Origin of the sequence: Cohaesibacter sp. ES.047 (assembly GCF_900215505.1) — a bacterium.
In the GTDB taxonomy this organism is placed as follows: Bacteria; Pseudomonadota; Alphaproteobacteria; order Rhizobiales; family Cohaesibacteraceae; genus Cohaesibacter.
On the sequence record NZ_LT907844.1, the window covers coordinates 270,648 to 287,092 of the forward strand.

At 57.1% G+C, this 16,445-nt stretch carries 13 protein-coding genes; 1 reads left to right on the top strand and 12 read right to left on the bottom strand.

Translation table 11 applies throughout. The annotated features are described in order from the left end of the window. Positions 1-314: 314 nt before the first annotated feature. A complete protein-coding gene (locus CPH65_RS01180) occupies positions 315-1,121 on the top strand; it encodes an undecaprenyl-diphosphate phosphatase (RefSeq protein ID WP_096176152.1) in 807 nt (268 codons plus the stop codon). A gap of 3 nt (positions 1,122-1,124) precedes the next feature. Here the strand turns inward: CPH65_RS01180 and CPH65_RS01185 are convergent, their stop codons facing one another. From CPH65_RS01185 to CPH65_RS01240, 12 genes are all read right to left on the bottom strand, one after another. Continuing rightward, a complete protein-coding gene (locus CPH65_RS01185; RefSeq protein WP_096176153.1) occupies positions 1,125-1,763 on the bottom strand; it encodes a DsbA family protein in 639 nt (212 codons plus the stop codon). A 66-nt stretch (positions 1,764-1,829) separates the two neighbouring features. Further along, a complete protein-coding gene (locus tag CPH65_RS01190) occupies positions 1,830-2,675 on the bottom strand; it encodes an RNA methyltransferase (protein WP_096171771.1) in 846 nt (281 codons plus the stop codon). Beyond that, the gene (locus CPH65_RS01195) at positions 2,672-3,949 is read right to left on the bottom strand and encodes a class I SAM-dependent methyltransferase (protein ID WP_244574503.1); all 1,278 of its coding nucleotides are present in this window, start codon (positions 3,947-3,949) and stop codon (positions 2,672-2,674) included. Before CPH65_RS01195 ends, CPH65_RS01190 begins: the two co-directional genes overlap by 4 nt. A gap of 225 nt (positions 3,950-4,174) precedes the next feature. Further along, positions 4,175-5,854 (bottom strand): methyl-accepting chemotaxis protein, encoded by a 1,680-nt coding sequence (locus CPH65_RS01200; protein WP_096171773.1) that lies wholly within the window; start codon positions 5,852-5,854, stop codon positions 4,175-4,177. Between the two features lie 163 nt (positions 5,855-6,017). Continuing rightward, positions 6,018-6,164 (bottom strand): hypothetical protein, encoded by a 147-nt coding sequence (locus CPH65_RS23675; protein WP_157747432.1) that lies wholly within the window; start codon positions 6,162-6,164, stop codon positions 6,018-6,020. 220 nt (positions 6,165-6,384) lie between these two features. Continuing rightward, a complete protein-coding gene (locus tag CPH65_RS01205) occupies positions 6,385-7,671 on the bottom strand; it encodes a malonyl-CoA decarboxylase (protein WP_096171774.1) in 1,287 nt (428 codons plus the stop codon). A gap of 263 nt (positions 7,672-7,934) precedes the next feature. Next, positions 7,935-9,506: a mannose-1-phosphate guanylyltransferase/mannose-6-phosphate isomerase gene (locus CPH65_RS01210; protein ID WP_244574504.1), complete on the bottom strand. Its 1,572-nt coding sequence runs from the start codon at positions 9,504-9,506 to the stop codon at positions 7,935-7,937. 192 nt (positions 9,507-9,698) lie between these two features. Further along, positions 9,699-10,487: a 3'(2'),5'-bisphosphate nucleotidase CysQ gene (cysQ, locus tag CPH65_RS01215; RefSeq protein ID WP_096171775.1), complete on the bottom strand. Its 789-nt coding sequence runs from the start codon at positions 10,485-10,487 to the stop codon at positions 9,699-9,701. Next, on the bottom strand, positions 10,471-12,393 hold the full coding sequence (gene cysN, locus CPH65_RS01220) for a sulfate adenylyltransferase subunit CysN (RefSeq protein ID WP_096171776.1): 1,923 nt from the start codon (positions 12,391-12,393) through the stop codon (positions 10,471-10,473). The genes cysQ and cysN overlap by 17 nt, the downstream gene beginning before the upstream one ends. Then, positions 12,393-13,322 (bottom strand): sulfate adenylyltransferase subunit CysD, encoded by a 930-nt coding sequence (gene cysD, locus CPH65_RS01225; protein ID WP_096171777.1) that lies wholly within the window; start codon positions 13,320-13,322, stop codon positions 12,393-12,395. Before cysD ends, cysN begins: the two co-directional genes overlap by 1 nt. A gap of 154 nt (positions 13,323-13,476) precedes the next feature. Further along, positions 13,477-14,478, bottom strand: coding sequence for a UDP-glucose 4-epimerase GalE (gene galE / locus CPH65_RS01230; protein WP_096171778.1), 1,002 nt, complete (start codon positions 14,476-14,478; stop codon positions 13,477-13,479). Between the two features lie 391 nt (positions 14,479-14,869). Then, positions 14,870-16,069, bottom strand: coding sequence for an acetate/propionate family kinase (locus CPH65_RS01240; RefSeq protein WP_096171780.1), 1,200 nt, complete (start codon positions 16,067-16,069; stop codon positions 14,870-14,872). Positions 16,070-16,445 lie beyond the last annotated feature (376 nt).

The following is a 16,445-nucleotide window of genomic DNA, read 5'->3' on the forward strand; positions in this document are numbered from 1 at the left end:
CATAGGTCCCATTCAGGAGCAAATGACCGGCTGCACGGCAGCAACAAAAGCGTTCATCCACCGAAAGTGACTATCGCATCACGAGAGTGCGCTTGAAAGGCAGCGCAAACAAGGAATTTGTTATCGTTTGCAAAAATCCCGGATCTGCCAACAAAATCGCAACGGGTTCTGTGCAAACAAAGAAACATGCCCTAAAAGCACTCCAGCATTCGATAGAACGTCTGGGATACGCTCTTGTTCCGGCGAACCGGTTCGAGAAGACGGCGAACATACCGGCAGTCGCCCAGCACTGCCATAGAAGGATTGATCAAAAGATGGATTTGGCCACATATTTCGAAGCCGCGTTTCTTGGGCTGGTGGAAGGCATCACCGAATTTCTTCCGGTCTCCTCGACCGGTCACATTCTGCTGGTCGGCCATTTTCTCGGTTTCGAGAATGAGGGCAAGACCTTTGAGGTTCTGATCCAGCTCGGCGCGATTCTCGCCATCCTGTCGATCTACTTCGGGCGGTTGTGGAAAATCGCCATGGACCTGCCCAGCAGCACCAAAGCGCGGCGGTTCGTTGCCGCCATCCTTCTGGCCTTCCTGCCAGCCGCCGTTCTGGGCGCGTTCCTGCATGACTATATCAAGACTGTCTTGTTTGAGAGCCCGGCTTTGATCTGCTCGACGCTGATCATCGGCGGCGTTCTTCTGGCATGGATCGACCGTCTCGAGCTTCAGCCCAAATATACCGACGTCATGGATTATCCGCTGTCGCTTGCCTTCAAGATCGGGCTGTTCCAGTGTCTTGCGCTGGTGCCCGGCGTCTCCCGTTCCGGCTCGACCATTGCAGGGTCCCTTCTGATGGGCACAGACAAGCGTAGCGCCGCGGAATTCTCCTTCTTTCTGGCCATGCCGACGATGACCGGCGCCTTTGTCTATGACCTTTACAAGAACCGCGACATCATCTCGATGGATCAGGCAGGCGTCATTGCCGTGGGCTTCGTCATGGCGTTCATTGCAGGGCTCTTCGTGGTCAAGTCGTTGCTCGACTTCGTTTCCCGCCATGGCTTCATGCCCTTTGCAATCTGGCGCATTGTCGTCGGCATATTGGGGTTTATCGGTCTCGCCGTCTGGGGGTAAACATCAGGCGGAAAGCGCCTGCTTGATCGCACCCTTGAAGTTCTCGACACCCGCAGCCCCATTGACCAGATATTTCTGATCGAGAATGATCGCCGGCACGCCGCTGATACCTTGCCGGGTCCAGAATTGCATATGCTCGCCGACAACCGCAGCATAGGTCTCTTCTTGAAGCGCGGTACGGGCGGCCTCGACATCCAGTCCGACCGCTTGTGCGACATCCATCAACACGTCGATATCCGAGACATCGCGGCCATCGGTGAAGTAGGCCTTGAGCAAGGCCTGCTTGGTGTCGTGCTCGCGACCATTCTGGCTCGCAAAGTGAATGAGCTGGTGGGCGGCCATGGTGTTGTAGATGCGCATCTCGTCGGAGAAATTGATCTCGAACCCAACCTCGGCGGCAACCGTGGAAATGCGCTCCCGATTGCGGGCGCTCTCTTCAGGGGAAACGCCGTATTTCTCGGCCAGATGCTCACCCATATTCTGCCCCTCCGGCCCCATATCGGGATTGAGCTGGAAGGGGTGCCAATGGATCTCGGCATCGGTCCCGGTTTGCTCCAATGCCACGCGCAGCTGGTTGTAGCCTACAGCGCACCACGGACACACAACGTCAGACACGATATCAATGCGAAGGGGCTGGCTCATGATCTCTTCCTTCAGATTTGGCTTCAGATTTGGCAAAGTACCAACATAGGAATTCGATCAGGGGATTTACAGACCCAACTTGCCCTCACGCAGACGAAACAGGGTAATTCCCGTTGAAACAGCCAGATTGAGGCTCTCGGCACGCCCCGCCATCGGGATCTTGACCAGATGATCACAAGCTTCGGCGAAGGCATCCGGCAGGCCCGATTGCTCGTTACCCATCATCACCATCAGCGGCTCTTTTGCCTTGATCGTGCGGTAATCGACGGCACCCTTCAGGTGCGTTCCGACAATCTCGCCGGGCCAGCTTTTGCGCCAGTTGAGAAATTCCTCGCGGGTGGCACGATAGAGCGGGATATGAAAGATCGAGCCCATGGTGGCCCGCACCGCCTCAAGGCTAAAGGGGTCGGTGGTCTCGCCGATGAGCACAAGTGCACTGGCTCCGACCGCATCCGACGTGCGGATCGTGGTGCCAAGATTGCCCGGATCTTTCACGCCTTCCATGGCAACCACCATGTCGCCCCCAGCCGCCTCGACATCCTGAGCCAGATCCTCAAGGCTTCCAAAGCGCTGACGAAAAACGCCGATGACATGCTGCGGGTTGTCCCGATGGGTGAGCTTGGAGAGCACCTGCTCGGAGACTTCCAAAATCAGCCCGCCCTTGGCGTAGACCTTGGCGGCCACCTTCTGCACCAGCTCGTGGGTCTTGATATTCTTGGCATAGACCAGCGTCTCTGCTTCCCAGCCCGCGTCAAGGGCAAAGGCAACAAGCTGTAGCCCTTCGGCCATAAAGAGACCTGTCTCGTTGCGTACCTTGCGGCGATCCAGAGCGCGGATGTCCTTGATGTGCTGGTTGGAGACAGCGGTGATTTCCTTGATCAGCCCTTTTCGGGTGGCGCGGCTTTCGGTCATCCCTCGCTCTCCTGTTCAGCGTTGAGTTCGTCCTTGGATAGGGGACGCCAGCGCGTGTAAAGCGATGTGTTGAGGGTGCGTTGTCCGTTCTCTTCGGCGATCATCAGCTCGCCGGATTCGACAATCCCGCCCTTGCCGGTCATCACTTCGATCATCAATTCATCGAACGCCGCGTAGGACGCACGCATCGCGTAGGAGGTCAGCGTGAAGAAAAGCGCCTCCTTTGACAGGATCTGGCGGCAAGCATCGAGCATTTCGGGCAACATTTCAAACAGCTGCCAAACCTCGCCCTTGGGTCCACGACCGAACTTGGGCGGGTCGAGCAGAATACCGTCATAGACATTGCCGCGGCGGATTTCGCGCTGAACAAATTTCATGGCATCATCGACGATCCAGCGGATGGGCTTGTCATCAAGGCCGGCCAGCATCTGGTTTTCCTTGCCGTAAGCAACGGCCTTTTTGGAGGCATCCACATGGGTGACCTCGGCCCCTGCCCTTGCGGCCACCAGTGAGGCAACACCGGAATAGCCAAACAGGTTGAGGACCCGGGGAGGACGCGCCAGAAAGGCCGAACGGAGTTGTTTGTCCATCCATTGCCAGTGCGCAGCCTGCTCAGGGAAAAAGCCGACGTGTCGGAAGGCTGTGAAACGACCATAAAAACGAATGCCGTCCCAGTGGGTCTCCCATGTCTCTCCGAGCGGATCGGGATAGCGCCAGCGGCCCGGGCCTTCTTCTTCCAGATCACCAGAGAAGATCGCATCAGCCTTGTCCCATACGGACTTGGCGAGATGCGGACTGCCCATGGCCTGTGTCTCGGGGCGCACGATGGTATAGGGGCCGTAGCGTTCGAGCTTTTCGCTGTGGCCCATGTCCAGCAGGGCATAATCGTCCCATGCTTCGGTCACCATCAGCGAGAAGGGTGCGCGGCGCGGTACCGGGCCTTCTGGACGGGGCGGCAGGATGAACGGCTCGCGGGTCTCGGCCTGCGACTTCGGACGAGCCTCATCGCGATTGCCCTTCTTGATCACACGGCCGGGGGTGAAGGTCGGCTTGGGTGCGCCGGACTTGCCTGCCCCTGATTTTGCCCCTGATGGCTTGTCGCGTTGTGGCCCGCGAGCGGGTGCACGATTGCGACCGCCGGGATCGCCGCCCTGCCTGTCGTTCCTCTGCCCCGGATTGCGTGTCGGTTTGCCTCCGCGCCGGTTTGCCATCGCCGATTGTGCCTTGTGCCTGTAGCCCTTGTGTTGGGCTCGTGTCCTTAAAGTCGGGTCCATGCTGGCCATCCCTGAGGCGAAGCCCCAAAAAAGAAATAAATGCCAGCGCATCGCGCCGCTATGGTCGCGCTTTTGGCGCGCCCAAACGGGACGAAGGAACTTGAGGTGCCCTTGATAGTCAAAAACGGGGGCGGGTGCAATTGTTCAGTCTTGTGCCACGGCCTTCAAGTCGCAAAAAAGGGCGGGATGATCCCGCCCTTGATGATTGCTGGCCTATGCCGTGCCTCAAGCCCGCTTTGCGACACGGGCGAGGAACCGGTCGACCGTCCCCGAAAGCCCCTCGGCGCAGGCGTTCACATCGGCTGAGACGGAATTGACCTCATCGACTGCCTGACGGGTTTGCTCTGCGGCACTGGAGACCACTTCGATATCTTGCGAAACCGTCGTTGTCCCCCGCGAGGCTTCCTGAATGGAACTGGCGATTTCGTTGGTTGCCAGATTCTGTTGCTCGACGGCTTCAGAAATGGAGGCTGTGTAGGTGTTGACCTGCTCGATCGTCGTGCCGATTTCTTCGATCGAGTGCACAGCTTCCTGCGTTTCGGTCTGGATGGTCGAAATTTGATGACTGATCTGCTCGGTTGCCTTGGAGGTCTGGGTTGCCAGTTCCTTGACTTCAGCGGCCACAACGGCAAAACCCTTGCCCATCTCTCCGGCACGCGCCGCCTCAATCGTGGCGTTAAGTGCCAACAGATTGGTTTGCTCGGCGATATCCCGGATCAAACTGACAACGTCACCGATTTGCTGCGCGGCAGCGTCAAGACTGCCAACCCGTTCGTTGGCGGCGCCGGTCGTGACCATGGCATTGTTGACGGCACTGGTTGCCTGTTCAACCTGACGACCGATTTCTCCGATTGAGGCAACGAACTCCTCACTGGCCGCAGCGACGGTCTGCACATTGGAGGACGCCAGCGAAGCTGCGTCCAGCGCCTGCCCCGAACGCTCGGCCGTGGACCGCGAAAGCTCTGTCAGGCTGCCCGCCGTGGTGCGAAGGCGATCCATCTGCTGGGTCACCACGTGCAGCTCCCGGCTCGATTCAGTGCGGAATGCTTCGATCAATTCGTCAATTTCGGCCTGTCGTTGGGCCTGACCGGCCTGATCCTTGTGCTGTTGCTCGGCAAGCACCATGCGCTCGGCATTCATATCTCTAAAGGTCTTGACCGCTTGCGCCATCTCTCCCAGTTCGTCCTTGCGGTCTTCAGCCGGAACCGCGTTGATCGGCTCGTTGTTGGCAAGACGCAGCATGGCGCGCTTCAATGATCCCATCGGCAAGAGAATGGAGCGCAGCGTGTACCATGCCATGGCCAGCCCAAGCAGCGTCACGATCGCGCCAAGCAGCAAGGCTGTTCTGGTGTTGTGCCAAAGGATGCCCTGCAGTTCATCCATATAGACGCCGGTTCCCACGACCCAGCCCCAAGGTGCAAAGCCCTTGACATAGGAGAGCTTGTCGACCGGGTCATCCTGACCGGGTTTTGGCCAGAGATAGCCTACAAATCCGCCCCCATCGGCCTTGACCGTCTGAACGAAGGCGGGAAAGATCTGAACCCCATTGGCGTCCTTGAGATCGGTCAGGTCCTTGCCGTCAAGATCCGGTTTGACCGAATGCATCACAACGACACTGTTCATATCGTTGATCCAGAAATACTCCTGACCGCGATAGCGCATGGCCTTGATGGCAACCATCGCTGCCTGCTTGGCCTGCTCCTCGCTCATCTCCCCGGCCTTGAAGGCTTCATACTTCGACTTCGCAACATGCACTGCGACATCAACCAGGCTCTTGAGTTCCGACGCCTTCTGATCCCTCAAGTTCGAAGCGGCATTCTGGTTGAGCGTAACGACCATCGCGGCAATTCCGACGAGGAAAACTGCAACCAGAAGATACAATCTCTTGGCAATAGTGAAGCGCATTGTGTCTTTTCCACCTTTGCTCTCTTGCTCCTCCAGAGCGAGCGTGCTGGTTCCAGACCGACAGCACACGTCTCAGGGCAACAGAAGTTGTTCCTTTCCTTCAGAAGAAATAATCGCCTGAAGGGCTCTACATCCCTGGATAATTGTACCTATGAAAAATTTTTTACTTATTAAAATTCGCCTCAATTTTACCGGGTAATTCGTTTTTTTGTTCGCCTTTGGCGATTAATTTTCTGTCTTTGCGCAACAAAAATTCCTGAAAATGAGGATTGATAAAATTTTTGTCTTGAATTAAAGCGCGCCATTTCATTGGGCGGTTTTTGTCATTTCGCCGCCCATCGAAGCAGAAAGCCGGCTCCAGCGTTCTATTTACGATCCCGCTTACAGGTAAGCTTCATTCTCACTGCGCCCGATCCCTCTTCTTCTTGCCCACCAAAGAAAAGAGGCCGGCGCTTTTTGGCGCCAGCCTCTCGTATCAGGTCGATTTGGGGGACGACGATCCGAAAGATCGTGTCATTTCTAGGAGAGCTCTATTTTGCCAGAGACCGCACTTCGGAAGAACAGGCAATGGTTGTATCCGTTGCATAGGCCTGATGGTGTTCCTCGATTTTGGCCTCGTTGTAGAGATAGTTCACCATCACGCCCCAGCTGTTCTTCTTGCCGTTGGCAGACAGATCGGCGTTGGCATGGACCTTGTGCAGGATCGCTCCGTTGCCAAGGTGGAAGTTGGCAACCGGATCAAAGGCCGTGCCGCGCTTGCTGCGGGCATTGAGCAGATAGCGGGCGGCCAGCCGGGCAGCGAATTCGGGAGACGGTACATCGTCTTCTCCGAGTGCTTCGAGCTTGCTGCGATCTTCCGCACTGAGCAGAGGCTCATCGCCCTCAAGCGCCTGATTGACCCAGCGACGCAGGCCGGGTACCGGCGAAAGCGTGACGAAGGTGTTGAGCGATGGAATAGCGCGCTGCAATTCGGCAACCACCTGCTTGATGAGGAAGTTACCGAAGGAAATGCCGCGCAACCCGTTCTGGCAGTTGGAAATCGAGTAGAAAATCGCCGAGGTCGCCGCATTGGCGTCGATAGGCTCCCGATCCTGCTCGAGAATTTCGGTGATCGAGCCGGGGATCTTTTTGGTCAATGCGACTTCAACAAAGATCAGAGGGTCGCCGGGCATGGCCGGGTGGAAAAAGGCGAACATGCGTCGATCCACCTCTGCCACTCGCTGGCGCAGGTCATCCCAGCCGTGAATCTGGTGAACGGCTTCATAAGCGATGATCTTTTCAAGAATGGACGCCGGTGTTGACCAGTCGATCTGGCTGATTTCGAGAAAGCCGCGGGTGAACCAGAAGGAAAAGAGATGCTGAAAGTCGTGATCAAGCGCCTTGAGGCTGGGTTCTTCCTTCACGAAGCTCAAGAGATCGGCACGCATGCGCACCAGACGAGCCGCGCCCCCGGGCACACGGTTGAGCCGACGGATCAGCTCCTGACTGCGCGGTTGCGCCGCGAAATACAATTCTCGGGCCGCAGTGTTGTCACCGGGCTGCCAGTTAGCCACGGCCTTTTCCAGTCCGTTATGGTTGACACCGAATTTCTCGGCCATATCGAGGAAGAAGCTTCTCCGCTCCTCCATGGTCGCGGTGTCATAGATGTCCATGATCTTGAAAGCGGTTTTCAGCCCGGACGCCTCACCCTTGTCGCTGACCAGTTCTTCGCAGAGCTCGATGAGGTTCTCCGGTGTCAGCGGCAGCTTGGAGGATAGAAACGGCCCGGCTCGGGCTATGCGTTGGAGCATGTCGCTCAGGAAGCTTTTTTCTGACATCGGGCTGCACCTCGTTCTTGTGTGGGTGTTCTTGTCCTCAAAAAGGGCAATCGACTCGGAGGGGAGCATAGGTGCCCGACCCCCGCTTCGACAAGTAAGCTCTAAGCACGGCTCCACAGAGAGTTGGCGTAAAACCGGCAACGCAAACCAGCCATGTCCTCATCGAACACAGCGCTTGTAACCATGAAGTAGGAACGGAAGGGACTGCGTGCAATAGCTGTAAGGATTGGTACCCATGCGCGACAGGAGATACCGCGACGGGATCACGACCGATGGTACATGTCGACAAAGCGGATGATGTCATCCTCACCAAGGTAGGCCCCGGTTTGAACCTCGATCAACACCGCAGGCAGTTTGCCCGGATTTTCAAGGCGGTGAACCGCACCTTGCGGGATGTAGATCGATTGATTCTCGGTCAGCAACTCACTTTCATCATCCAAAGTGATGCGGGCCGTGCCCTCGACCAGGACCCAGTGTTCCGAGCGGTGGTGATGGGATTGCAGGGACATGCTGGCACCTGGATGCACGACGATGCGGTTGACCTGAAAGCGATCCCCAAGCACCAATCTCTCATACCAGCCCCACGGACGGTGCTCGAGCTGGAAAGCTTCGGCTTGCTCTGCCCTTTTTACCTTGAGCGCCTCGACGACCTTTCCAACATCCTGCGCCCGATGCACACCCGCAACGAGAACTGCGTCAGGCATCGCGACGGCCACGATATTGCGCACTCCTATGCCGACCAGTTCCTGGGTTTCGTCTTCTGAGCGCAAAAGGGAATTCTGGCATTCGATCGCCGTAACCGGCCCTGAAACAGCAACCCCGTTTTCATCCTTTTCGCTGACCCGCCAGATCGCATCCCAACCGCCCAGATCGGACCATTCCGAACCAAAAGGAACGACGACCAGATTCTCCGCTTTTTCCATCACCGCATAATCGACGGAAATGTCCTCCAGCTTGTCCCAGAAGAAGGGGTCCAGACGCAAGAAACCAAGATCCATCGTGCGATAGTGCAGCGCCTGCTCGACTTGCTCAACAATCGCGGGTGCATGCTGGCGGAAGGCCTTAATGATCGTTTTGACCGAAAAAAGGAAAATCCCGGCATTCCAGAGATGGGCTCCGGATGCCACCATTCTTTCCGCATCCTCAGGATCCGGCTTTTCGACAAAGCACTTGAGTTCAAAGGCCCGGGCAGCCTCTCCCCGCACGCATTCGGCCAGTTCGAGATAGCCATATCCGGTTTCGGGATATCTTGGCCTAATGCCAAAGGTCACGAGTTTTCCATCCTGAGCGGCCTTGCATCCCACAGCGACCGCCTCGCGAAAAGCCTCGGCATCGGGCACAAGATGATCGGACGGTGCGACCAGCATCAGGGCCTCGGGGTCAAGATCCTGTTGCAACAGGGCCGCGGCCAGAACGGACGGAGCGGTGTTGCGCTTCGAAGGCTCGATAACAACAGCACCCGGTTCGATGCCTACTTCAAGCAGTTGCTCGGTGACGATGAACCGAAAGTCCTGATTGGTGATGACCATTGGCGCGGCATAGTCCTCACCGGACAGGCGTCGGGCCGAAGCCTGAAACAGCGTATCGGCCCCCACCAGCTGGACAAACTGCTTGGGATAGCTTTTGCGAGAAAGGGGCCAGAGGCGCGTTCCGGACCCACCGCAAAGAAGAACAGGGATGATCACGGCGTCTTCTCTCCACACGGGCATGGATCGTTGCCGCTCATGGCAGGATGCATGCGGATCAGAGGTTTGACCGGCGTGACAATCCTCGACGGGATTGCAGCCAAGGCGATCGAGCCTTTCTCTGGCACGAGCAAGCAAACGGTTTGGCATTGCTATGCCGCGTCTGCCTGAACAGATGCGGCCTCACGCTGGCGAACTCCGGTTTTGCTTTTGTTAACCATGATTGCGCCCGAAATGGGACGCTTTTGCAAGTGTCTTTTTGCGCCTTTACACCAATGGATGGCTTTGATGGGCACGCCCGTCTGACAGGTCACAGCGCAGAAGCTGCTCCCCGGTCTGCGATTAGCTGGTCTTTGCGATGAAGTAGGGATTGGCAAAGGGAGCATCATCCTGCGTGCATTTGCCATAGGTAAGACGCTCGCCACAGGTGCGGGTGACGGTTCCGCCAGCTGCCGAAAGAATCGCATCCCCTGCGGCGGTGTCCCATTCCATGGTGCGGCTGAAACGTGGGTAAAGGTCAGCTTCACCTGATGCCAACAGACAGAACTTGAGGGACGAGCCGATCGATTTCTTCTCGCGCACGGGAAAACCCTGCAGATAATCATCGGTTTCGAGCGAGTTGTGGGACCGTGATCCGACCACGTCGACCTGTTCGCCTGGTTTGCGTACGCAAATGTCGCGCCGGTTGGTCACGGTATGGCTCACGCGCGGGTCTGCGACTTCTCCGCGCCACGCGCCCTTTCCCACTTCTCCAACAAACAGCCAGCCCTTGGCGGGGGTGAAGATCACTCCCAGCGCTGGCACATTGTCCCGGATAAGGGCGATGTTGACCGTGAACTCGCCGTTGCGCGCAATGAACTCCTTGGTGCCATCCAGCGGATCGACCAGGAAAAACACCCCGTTCACATCGGGGATATGTCCGGCAGCTGCGGCTTCTTCGGCAACCACGGGGATGTCCGGAGCCGCAGCTGCAAGGTGAGCAAGAATGATCGCCTCGGCCTCCCTGTCAGCCTTTGTCACCGGCGTTTCATCACCCTTGATCTCGACAACGAAGCCAGCCTCGTAGATATCGAGGATCACCTCCGATGCTGCCAGCGTGGCTTCGACAAGCTGATCACACAGACCAGTCATGGATCTCTCCCGACAGCAGATAGGTGGCGATGATCTCGGCGGCTTCCTCAGCTGTCATGGTTGCCGTGTTGACATGAATGTCCGGGTTGACCGGCTCTTCGTAGGGGCTGTCGATGCCGGTGAAGTTCTTCAGCTGACCGGACCGGGCCTTGGCATAAAGGCCCTTGATGTCGCGCGCCTCGCAAACATCGAGCGGTGTATCTACAAAGATCTCCACGAATTCCCCCTCACCGAGCATTTCGCGTATCATACGGCGTTCGGCGGCATAGGGCGAGATAAAAGCGGTGAGGACGATGAGACCCGCGTCGACCATCAGCTTGGAGACCTCGCCGATGCGGCGGATGTTCTCCACGCGGTCGACGTCTGTAAAGCCCAGATCCTTGTTGAGGCCATGCCGGACGTTGTCGCCATCCAACAGATAGGTGTGGCGGCCCTCATTGTGCAGCTTCTTCTCGACAAGGTTGGCAATGGTTGATTTGCCCGAGCCGGAGAGGCCGGTGAACCAGAGCACCTTGGGCGTCTGGTATTTCATCGACGCACGTGCCCCCTTGTCGACATCCACGGCCTGCCAATGGATATTGTCAGCCCGTCGCAAGCCATACCAGACAAGGCCGGCTGCCACCGTCTGGTTGGTGAAGCGGTCGATGAGAATGAAGGAGCCTGTCTTGCGGTTCTCTTCATAGGTGTCCATCGCCAAGGGATCGGAGAAGGCAAGATTGCAGAAGCCGATCTCGTTGAGCTCAAGCGCCTTGCCCGCCATCTGATGGGTGGAATCGTTGACGTCCAGCTTGTGCTTCAAGGATGTGACCGTCGCCTGCGTCTGCTGGCTGCCCATCTTGATGATGTAGGGGCGTCCGATCAAAAGATGGCTCGTATCCATCCAGATCAGGTGGGCCGAGATCTGATCGGAGACCAGCGGACGATGCGTGGTGGGTGCCAAAAGATCGCCGCGTGAGATGTCAATCTCGTCTTCGAGCGTGATGGTGACCGCGTCCCCCGCCTCGGTCTCGAGCAAGTCGCCATCCATGGTGACGATCTTTTTGATGCGGCTGGTCTTGCCGGACTTGGCGACAACCAACTCATCGCCAACCCGGGCATGGCCGGACGCGACGGTGCCTGAGAAGCCGCGGAAGTTGAGGTTGGGGCGGTTCACCCACTGCACCGGGAAACGGAAGGGAAGAGAACGATCAGCACTCTCCACATCGATTTCTTCCAGATAGCCCAAGAGGGTCGGCCCCTCATACCAAGGCATTCTGTCGCTTTGGGCGACGACGTTGTCGCCATAACGGGCCGAGATGGGCACCGGCGTGATGGTCTCGAATTCAAAGCTTCGCGCGAATTCCTCATAGTCGGCAACGATCTTGTCGTAGACCTCTTGGGAATAGTCCATCAGGTCCATCTTGTTGATCGCCAGCACCACATGGCGCACACCGATCAGCGAGTTGATGAAGCTGTGGCGGCGGGTCTGGGTCAAGACACCCTTGCGGGCGTCGATGAGGATCACCGCCAGATCGCAGTTGGACGCGCCGGTTGCCATGTTGCGGGTATATTGCTCGTGGCCCGGCGTGTCGGCGACAATGAACTTGCGCTTGTCGGTCGCAAAGAAGCGGTAAGCCACATCGATGGTGATGCCCTGCTCCTGCTCGGCCTGCAGGCCATCAAGCAGCAGTGCCAGATCAATGTCATCGCCGGTGGTGCCGTGTTTCTTGCTGACCGCTTCCAGTGCGGACATCTGGTCTTCGAAAATCGTCTTGCTGTCGAACAACAGGCGGCCAATGAGGGTGGACTTGCCATCGTCGACGCTGCCGCAGGTCAGGAAGCGCAGGATGTCGCGGCTCTCCTCGCGGGCAAAGTCTTCGCCTTTGAGGATGGCTTGGCCTGAAGCGGTATCGGTTGCAGTGGTCATCAGAAATATCCCTCCCGCTTCTTCTTCTCCATGGAGGCGGTGTCGTCATGATCGATCATGCGGCCTTCGCGCTCGGAGGTGCGCGCCACAAGCATTTCCTCGAAGATTTCCTCAAGGGTGCTGGCGGGGCTTTCGACCGCGCCTGTGAGCGGATAGCAGCCAAGGGTGCGGAAACGCACCAGCCTTTTCTCGGGCACTTCACCCTCGCTCAGCGGCAGGCGCTCGTCGTCGACCATGATCCATGTGCCGTCGCGCTTCACCACCGGGCGTTGCTTGGCGAAGTAGAGCGGCACGATGGGGATATTCTCGAGCATGATATATTGCCAGATGTCCTGCTCGGTCCAGTTGGAGAGCGGGAAGACGCGGATGCTCTCGCCGGGCTTGATGCGGGTGTTGAAGACATTCCATAGCTCGGGGCGCTGGTTCTTGGGGTCCCAGCCGTGCTGGGCATTGCGGAATGAGAAGATGCGTTCCTTGGCGCGGGATTTCTCCTCGTCGCGGCGCGCCCCGCCAAAGGCCGCATCATAGCCCCCCGCCGTCAGCGCCTGCTTGAGAGCATCGGTCTTCATCACCTGCGTGTAAAGCGAAGAGCCATGATCGAACGGGTTCACATTGTTTGCCCGTCCCTCTTCATTGGTATGCACGATGAGATCAAGATCATAGTCCCTGACCATGCGATCCCGGAACTCGATCATCTCACGGAATTTCCATGTGGTATCGACGTGCAGGAGCGGAAACGGCAGGCGCGAGGGATAGAAGGCCTTGCGCGCCAGATGCAGCATCACCGCGCTATCCTTGCCGATGGAATAGAGCATCACCGGGTTCTTGAACTCGGACGCCACCTCACGGATGATGTGAATGCTCTCGTTCTCAAGCGCCTTTAGATGAGACTTTGCCTGCTGTAGTGTCGAATGTCTGTCCGTGGTCATGTTCAGAATGCAGCCGGGTTGGCGGTAAGCGGCATCGTTCGTCCAGACCCCATGTCATTGGACGGTGCATCACAGCTTAACGCTAGTGTCTGATATCAGGAAAGACATGTCTGGATCAGACAGCTCTCCGAACGAAACTAAGAGGAAATGTGAGTCATGCTCTGTTGTGCCCCTTCTCAATCAGCGTGCGCTCCCAATCGAGCGCCGTGCGAACGATGAGGTCGAGATCGTCATGCTGCGGGAGCCAGCCGGTGATCGAGCGAAGGCGTGAGGAGTCCGCGACCAGCGTTGCCGGATCGCCATCGCGCCGGGGAACAATCGCCGCTTCGAAGTTGACGTCCGACACCCGGCGCACCGCCTCGACGACTTCGAGCACGGAATACCCCTTGCCATAGCCACAGTTGGCAACAAAGGGCTCATGTCCGTTGAGCAAGGCATCAAGGGCAAGAGCGTGAGCGGCCACCAGATCACTGACGTGAATATAGTCGCGGATGCAGGTTCCGTCCGGCGTGGGATAGTCGTTGCCAAAGATGGCCAAGGCATCGCGTTGGCCGAGCGCGACCTGATTGGCCACCTTGATGAGATGAGTTGCAGTGGGCGTTGACTGCCCCGTGCGACCGGCCGGATCTGCACCGGCGACGTTGAAATAGCGAAGGGCGGCATATTTCAAGCCATAGGCCACCGCGCTGTCACGCAGCATCAATTCGGTCATCAGCTTGGAGGTGCCGTAAGGCGAGATGGGCTCCAGCGACAGCTCCTCGGTCAGGGGCTTGTCCGTTTCGGCCGGATTGCCGTAAACCGCAGCGGTTGAGGAAAAGATGAAGGCCTTCACCCCGGCCTTGACCGCATTCTCGATCAACGAGCGCGACTTCACGGTGTTGTTGAAATAGTAGCCCAGAGGATCCTTGACCGAGTCTGGCACAACGATGGAGCCGGCAAAGTGGATAACGGCCTCGACCTTGTGATCGCGCATCACCTTGGCGACCAGATCTGCGTCTCCGATATCTCCCTCGATGACAGGGACGCCATCGGGAACCAGCCAGGAGAAGCCGGTTGAAAGGTTGTCGATGATCACGACGTCTTTTCCGGCATCATGCAGGTTCCACGTCATGTGGCTTCCAATGTAACCACAGCCACCCGTCACCAAAATACTCATTCTCTTACACCTTTAATCTTGCATTGCGCCCGCCAAAGAAGACACCCAATCGGTGCCGATCTCTTGCCTGTCTTGTCGGCATTGCCAGTCGACAATGTCTTCATACTTAAAGGCTCAACAGTCCCTGACGCAAGTCACAAGAGCAATCGCGCCGTTAAATAAGTCTAGGTTTCGAATGGATCGGCTTTTGGGAACAGCCCTGTTTCAACGCCTGCATTTTCCTTGAAAAAAAATTTTGCGCCTTTCGCCTTCGCTGGCCGTCGTGATTGCCATCGGGCCATCTGATGCGACCTTTTGTCGTCAATTTAATGTCGGCAATAACAAAAAGGGGCAAGCCGTGAAGCTTGCCCCTCAATCGGGTCATTCGGTCACAAGGACCTCATCGTTCTGATCAGGCGTTCAACAGGCGAACCGTGTGCCGTGCGATCATGAACTCTTCGTCGGTGGGAATGATGAAGGTCGGGATAGACCCTTCTGCCGAGATCACATGATCGTTGGCAGCATTCTTGGCAGCGTCGATTTCAAAGCCCAACCAGCCGAGTTGATCAAGGATCTTCTTACGCTGGATCGAACCATGCTCGCCAATCCCTGCGGTAAAGACAAGACCGTCAATACCGCCGATGGAAACGCCGAGAGACGCGATCTGCTTGGCCACACGCGAGCAGAAAAGGTCAATAGCCAAAATCGCAGCAGGGTCGGTATTCTCTTCAAGGTCGCGCATATCGTTGGAAATACCGGATACGCCAAGCAAGCCGGACTCGTGATAGAGAAATTTCTCTATAGCGTCGGCATCCATGTCATATTCGCGCATAAGATACAAAAGGATGCCCGGATCAATGCTGCCCGGACGGGTGCCCATGGGAACACCCTCAAGCGCCGTAAAGCCCATCGAGGTATCGATGCTGACGCCATCTTTGAGAGCCGTAAGGCTGGCGCCGTTGCCCAGATGGGCAACAATAACGCGTCCCTTGGCAAGGTCTGGTTTGGTCTCACAGAGATTGTGCGCAATATATTCATAGGAAAGGCCATGCATGCCATAACGGCGAACACCTGCCTCGGTGAAGCGTTTCGGAATGGCATAGGTGCTCGATACCTTGGGCATGGTATGATGGAAGGCCGTGTCGAAACAAGCCACCTGGCGCAGTTCCGGGCGGCTATCGGCAAGCGCCTTGATCGCGGCCACGTTCTGGAGCTGGTGCAGGGGCGCAAGCGGGCTGAAGCTGGCCAGTTCGTTCAGCACATTGCCATCGATGAGAACCGGTTTGTCGTATTTCACACTGCCATGCACCACACGGTGGCCCGCGCCGATGAGCGGCAGCTCAGTCGGCAAGTTCTTTTCAATCCATTCAAGCAAGTTCGGAAGGATGGCAGGCACGGAGCCCTTGTCGTATTGCGCCCAGGATTCCTTGGCGAGCAACTCACCGGCTTCCGATTTGGCCTTGAGGACCGCGTCCGTGCCGATGCCGGTCAACTGGCCCGCAAACAACGGCGTTATATTGTCACTCTCAAGCTCAAATAGGGAAAATTTCACACTTGAGGACCCACTGTTGAGAACCAGCAAGGCTCCCTTATTCAAAGCAGACTTCGTCATTATTTCAAAACTCTCAATCACATCATTTTTGTTTTAGTGCAGGCGGGCGTCAGCACCACCAGCCTTGAAGGCGGATTGTAGAACCCGAGGACCGGGTGAAGGCTCGGCCTCTCCCTTGAGAGGTGCGAGCCGGAACGTGACGAGCCAAGACACGCTCTGGCAGCCACTGGTTTGGTCCTGAGCACGCATCCGGCTCGACGGATACGGTCGATCGGGACTATATGGGATTTGTGCACTGCGGCATTGATCGAGATAAAATCTCGTCAGGCAGGCACCCCGAACATAGTTAGACTTTGGTATATCATTTGCGTTTGAAGCATGTCCAGACGACGACCCATTCCTATTTCGCATCCCTGCCACCAATTTCATTGAACAT

Coding starts and splice junctions, on each gene's coding strand:
- CPH65_RS01185 (WP_096176153.1), bottom strand. CDS start 1,763: ATGAGCCAGCCCCTTCGCATTGATATCGTGTCTGACGTTGTGTGTCCG.
- galE (WP_096171778.1), bottom strand. CDS start 14,478: ATGAGTATTTTGGTGACGGGTGGCTGTGGTTACATTGGAAGCCACATG.
- cysQ (WP_096171775.1), bottom strand. CDS start 10,487: ATGACTGGTCTGTGTGATCAGCTTGTCGAAGCCACGCTGGCAGCATCG.
- cysN (WP_096171776.1), bottom strand. CDS start 12,393: ATGACCACTGCAACCGATACCGCTTCAGGCCAAGCCATCCTCAAAGGC.
- CPH65_RS01210 (WP_244574504.1), bottom strand. CDS start 9,506: ATGCCAAACCGTTTGCTTGCTCGTGCCAGAGAAAGGCTCGATCGCCTT.
- CPH65_RS01240 (WP_096171780.1), bottom strand. CDS start 16,069: ATGACGAAGTCTGCTTTGAATAAGGGAGCCTTGCTGGTTCTCAACAGT.
- CPH65_RS01190 (WP_096171771.1), bottom strand. CDS start 2,675: ATGACCGAAAGCCGCGCCACCCGAAAAGGGCTGATCAAGGAAATCACC.
- CPH65_RS01180 (WP_096176152.1), top strand. CDS start 315: ATGGATTTGGCCACATATTTCGAAGCCGCGTTTCTTGGGCTGGTGGAA.
- cysD (WP_096171777.1), bottom strand. CDS start 13,322: ATGACCACGGACAGACATTCGACACTACAGCAGGCAAAGTCTCATCTA.
- CPH65_RS01195 (WP_244574503.1), bottom strand. CDS start 3,949: ATGGACCCGACTTTAAGGACACGAGCCCAACACAAGGGCTACAGGCAC.
- CPH65_RS01200 (WP_096171773.1), bottom strand. CDS start 5,854: ATGCGCTTCACTATTGCCAAGAGATTGTATCTTCTGGTTGCAGTTTTC.
- CPH65_RS23675 (WP_157747432.1), bottom strand. CDS start 6,164: ATGAAATGGCGCGCTTTAATTCAAGACAAAAATTTTATCAATCCTCAT.
- CPH65_RS01205 (WP_096171774.1), bottom strand. CDS start 7,671: ATGTCAGAAAAAAGCTTCCTGAGCGACATGCTCCAACGCATAGCCCGA.